Below are 4,701 nucleotides of genomic sequence, written 5' to 3'. Positions count from 1 at the left end.
ATCGCCGCCGGCGGCCTCACCGGGTACGCGCTGCGGTTCGACGGCACCGTCCGGGCCTGGGGACTGAACAACTTCGGCCAGCTGGGCAACGGCAGTGCGGCCTTCTACAGCCCGATACCCGTCCCGGTCTCCGGCCTCACCGGCGTCAGCGCCATCGCCGCCGGCGACTTCGCCGGGTATGCGGTGGTCGGCCGGTGGGACCGCTGACCGAACCGGATAATCAGATCACGGATACGGAGACACGAAACAGCTGACCGTCGGGGCGGCATGACACAGCCCCCACGTCCGTTGAGGCTGAGGCGACAACTTTGTCGCCTCAGCCTCTTTTTATCGCTTTATCGCTTTATCGCTTTATCGCTTCAGCCTCGACCGCACCCGGAAAGCCGGCGCCGGAGAGCAGATGCAAGACCGGGACCAGGTCCAGGTCCCCACGGCGTCGGAAGCCGGACACTCCTGACCCTGGCCGCGCCGGACGGTCGACGCTGTCAGATACCACCGGAGCAAACGGACAGCACCGGAACAGGCAGTCCGGGCCCGGCCACGGGCCTACACACAGGAGCGGGACGTTGAGAATCGGAGAGGAACGCGATATGGCGACAGCGACCGCCACATTCGCCACGCTCACCGCCGACCTCCCGGCCGGCAGGCGCGTAGTGGCACGGCGGGCAACGGCGCGGTACGCGACCACCGGGCGCGTGGCCCGGGTTCCGGCCGGACCGGTGGTCGCTGCTGGTTCGTCGTACCGGACGGGGCCACGGTGACGTTCTTCGGCGCCTACCTGGCGCTCCTGCTGATCCTGCTGATCGTCATCATCGGTGCACGGGTCGTCCTGTCGCGTTCCCATGACGTACCGCCCGTGGACCCGCGCAGCCTCCCCCTCGACGATCTCGGCTTCCTCGCCGGCGGGGCGAGGCGGGCGGTCGAGGCGGCGGTCGTCGCCCTGCATGACGAGGGCCGGGTCGCCCCGGGCAGCCGGCGCTCCGTACTCGTCGCGGCCGGCCCTCCACCGGAGGGCGGGCATCCCATCACTCGTACGGTGTATGACGTCATCGCCACGGCGGGTGAGATGCGGCTCGCCCACGTCCAGCGGGCCGTCGCGGGCAGCCCGGCCGCACAGGCCACCCGCGCCGGATTACAGGCGGCACGCCTGGTGCCGTCCGCGGAACAGGCCCGCAGGCTCCGACGGTTACGCCGAACTTTTCTGATCATGGTGGTCCTGGGTGTGGCCGGCATCCCGTTCGCCGTCGTGGCCGGTGACCTCGGTGCCTTCTTCTACCTGCCGGCGGCGTTCATGATGTCCATGGCCGCCATCGCGGTGACGATCGTCCCGCGGACCACGCACGCCGGGCGCCGGCTCCTGCGGGACGCCCGTACGCTCGCGCGGAGTCTGGGCCTGGGCGGAATTCCCGGGCAGCGTGGGGTCGCCGTGGCGCTGTTCGGCCCGGTCGTGCTGTGGCGGACCGACCCCCTGCTCGCCCGGCAGCTCGGCCTGCCGTTCGTCGCCACCTCCTCCGGGAGTTCGCACAGCTCCTCCTCGGACGGCGGGTCCTCCTCGGACAGTGGGTCGTCGTGTGGCGGTAGCTCCTCCTGCGGTGGTGGCGGTAGCGGATGCGGCGGCGGAGGGGGATGCGGTGGCGGCGGCAGCGGGTGTGGCGGCGGCGGAGGATGCGGTGGCGGCGGATGCGGCGGATGATCATTTCTGGACGGGCCAGCGGCACGTTGCCGCGAGGGCTGGGGATCGGCTGGCGGCCGGAACTCGCCGCGTTCATCACCGAACGGAAGGATCTGGGGTTCGTCGAAGTAATAGCCGAGACCCTGCACACCCACGGCCCACTGCCAGCCGGCCTCGACGAGCTGGTCGAACGTGGCATGCCGGTGGTGCCGCACGGCGTCGGCCTCGGGCTCGGCGGCACCGAACCGCTCCAGCCGGCACGAGTGGCGCACCTGGCCGCCGTCGCCGAACGGGTGCGAGCACCCCTGGTGAGCGAACATGTCGCCTTCGTACGGGCCGGCGGCCTCGAAGCCGGCCACCTGCTGCCGGTCCCACGCACCCGCGAGGCCATGGACGTGCTGGCCGCGAACGTGCGGGCGCTGTCCGCCGAGCTTGCGGTACCACTCGCTCTGGAGCATCCGGCCGCTCTGCTGCGCTGGCCCGAGGCGGACTTCGACGAGGCCGGCTTCCTCACCGAGCTGGCCGAGCGCACCGGCGCGCTGCTCCTGCTCGACCTCGCCAACCTGCGCGCCGACCAGATCAACCACGGGGTCGACCCACACCGCTTCCTTGACGCGCTGCCGTGGGAGCGCGTCGCCTACATCCATGTGGCCGGTGGGACGGTACGCGGCGGGCTCTACCACGACACCCACACCCACCCCGTCACCCGTGAGGTCCTCGACCTGATACATGCGGTAGCCGACCGCTGGGCAGACCGGAACCCACCCCCGCCGGACCCGGCCCGGAACCCGGAGCTGGGACCACAGTCGCAGCCACAGCCGCAGAAAACGAACGAGCACCATGTTGATCATTCGGGATATTCCGGATGCTCCGACCGGCACAACCGTTCCAGCCACGCGGCCACGGGCTTCGGCAGAATACCGGCGATCATGCTTGAACGCGACGGCCGCTACCCGTCCGTGTGGGAGCTCACCGGCGAGCTGAACACCATTGCCGCCGCGGCCGGCCACAATTCCGGACCGAACGCAAATACCAGCCCAAGCAGAAACACCAGGCCGGCCAGAAATGTCAGCCTGGTCGGCAATACCAGACCAGCCGGAAACAGCAGACCGGACGGCGGGACAGAACCGGGCAGGAATACCCGCACAGGTGGCAGCCCCAGCCCAGACGGCATCGATGCCAGGCCAGACAGCGGTGCCGAGCGGGACGGTGATACCCGGGACGGTGGTACTGCGGGTGGGCTGCGGCAGACACAGGGCGAGCTCGTCCGTGCGCTGGTTGGCGGTGGGCCGGCCCCCGCCGGATTCGGCCACGGGCGGGTCGCGTCGACCAGGGCCGCGCTGCTGCGCAAACGCGCGGACGCGGCCGCCCGGGCCTGGCCGGCGCTGTCCTGCCTGCCCGACTTCCGCGTCAGGTTCGCCGCGTTCGCGGACGGCCGCCCACCCGCCGGGGCGTACGCCGACGGGGTGGCCTTCGCCCGCGCTGTCCGGAGTGATCTCGACCGCGAGGCGCGGGCCGAGCAGCTGCTGGCAGCGCTGGCACGCCGACGGCTGGCAGTCGCCATGGACCGGCGCGGCAGCGGGCGTCCGCTCGTCGCGGTACGAGTGCCGTTCGTAGGAACCCGTGTCCTCGGCCTCGACCGCGAGGACGACTGACACCGCGGCGGCCGACACCGCGAAGACGGCCAGCACGGTGAGGGCTGCTGACCCGGCGAGGGCCCCGGCCCCGGTCGAAACGTCGAACCGGGGCCGGCCAGCTCAGGGTCGGGATCTGCCGGAACCAGGCCGGTCGAAACCAGGTCAGGTGCGTAGGACGGCGCCGGTCAGCCGGGTGGCCTCGGCGATCGCCACGTCCCGCGCCGCGTTGGCCTCCTGGGCGGTCAGCGTCCGGTCCACCGCCCGCAGCCGCAGGCCGAACGCGAGTGACCGCTTCCCCTCACCTATCTGGGATCCCTCGTAGACGTCGAAGAGGGTCAGCGCTTCCAGCAGGTCACCGGCGCCACGGCGCAACGCCTCGGTGACGCGCGCCACCGGCACGCCGGCCTCGACGACCAGCGCGATGTCACGGTCGGCCGGCGGGTAGGTGGACACTGCCGGGGCGGTGACCGGCGGGCGCGCCAACGCGATCTCGATCACCGTGTCGAGATCGAGCTCCATGGCGCAGGCCCGGGCCGGCAGCCCGTACGCCGCGATCACGCGCGGGTGCAGTTCCCCGGCGTACCCGACCACCTGGCCGTCCGCCGACAGGCGCGCGCACCGGCCCGGATGCCACGGGGTCAGCGCGTCCGCCGTCACGGTCAGGTCCACACCGGTGGCCGCCGCGACGGTGTGCGCCGCGTCGATGGCGTCCTGCCAGGTCGCCGGCTGTCCCGGGCCCCACCAGCCGGCCGGCTCGCGACGGCCGGTCAGGACGACGGCCACCAGCCTGGGCTGTTCGGGCAGGACAGCGTTGAGCGCGGCGATCTCGGCGTCGTCGGGCCGGCGGTCGACCGCCGGAGTCGGCGGGGTGGCGGCCGTGGCCGTGGCGCGGAAGACCAGGCCGGTCTCGAACAGGGCCAGGTCGGCCTGCCCCCGGCCGATGTTGCGGATGGCCGCGGCGAACAGCCCCGGCAGCAGGGTGGTGCGCAGGTTGGCGGCGTCCTCGGCGATCGGGTTGGCGATCCGGACCACCGCCGCCCGGGTGTCGTCGCTGGTGAGCCCGAGCCGGTCCGGGGTGTCGTCCCCGACGAACGGGACGGTCAGGACCTCCACGTAGCCCTGGTGGGCGAGGGCGGTACCGACCGCCCGGCGTATCCGCTGGCCCCGGGTGAGGCCGCGGCCCGCGGGCAGCCGCGGGAGGGTCACCGGGATCGTGTCGTACCCCTCCAGGCGGATGACCTCCTCGACCAGGTCGGCGGGCCGGGTCAGGTCGGGACGCCAGGACGGCGGGACGACCAGCAACGCGCCGTCACCGACACTGTCGCCGTCGGCCCCGGCGGGGGCAACGGCGTCGGCAATGGCCTCGGTGCCATCGCCGACACCATCACCGGT

General features: G+C 72.3%; 3 protein-coding genes and 1 pseudogene. 3 read left to right on the top strand and 1 reads right to left on the bottom strand.

What is annotated here, in order from left to right; translation table 11 throughout:
* From AC5LSR_RS13985 to AC5LSR_RS13975, 3 genes and pseudogenes are all read left to right on the top strand, one after another.
* Nucleotides 1-207: pseudogene (locus tag AC5LSR_RS13985) on the top strand (RCC1 repeat- and reductase domain-containing protein); the annotation flags it as partial.
* A gap of 550 nt (nucleotides 208-757) precedes the next feature.
* Nucleotides 758-1,693: a TIGR04222 domain-containing membrane protein gene (locus tag AC5LSR_RS13980; RefSeq protein ID WP_250292075.1), complete on the top strand. Its 936-nt coding sequence runs from the start codon at nucleotides 758-760 to the stop codon at nucleotides 1,691-1,693.
* Nucleotides 1,690-3,327: a multinuclear nonheme iron-dependent oxidase gene (locus tag AC5LSR_RS13975; protein WP_250283351.1), complete on the top strand. Its 1,638-nt coding sequence runs from the start codon at nucleotides 1,690-1,692 to the stop codon at nucleotides 3,325-3,327. The genes AC5LSR_RS13980 and AC5LSR_RS13975 overlap by 4 nt, the downstream gene beginning before the upstream one ends.
* A 144-nt stretch (nucleotides 3,328-3,471) precedes the next feature.
* On the opposite strand, the gene AC5LSR_RS13970 is transcribed toward AC5LSR_RS13975, so the two are convergent.
* On the bottom strand, nucleotides 3,472-4,701 hold a 1,230-nt coding region (locus AC5LSR_RS13970), incomplete at its 5' end, for a phenylalanine--tRNA ligase subunit beta (RefSeq protein ID WP_493468547.1).

The sequence above is a fragment of the Protofrankia sp. CiP1_Cm_nod4 genome (genome assembly GCF_982290645.1).
This window is presented reverse-complemented; position numbering and strand designations above follow the sequence as displayed.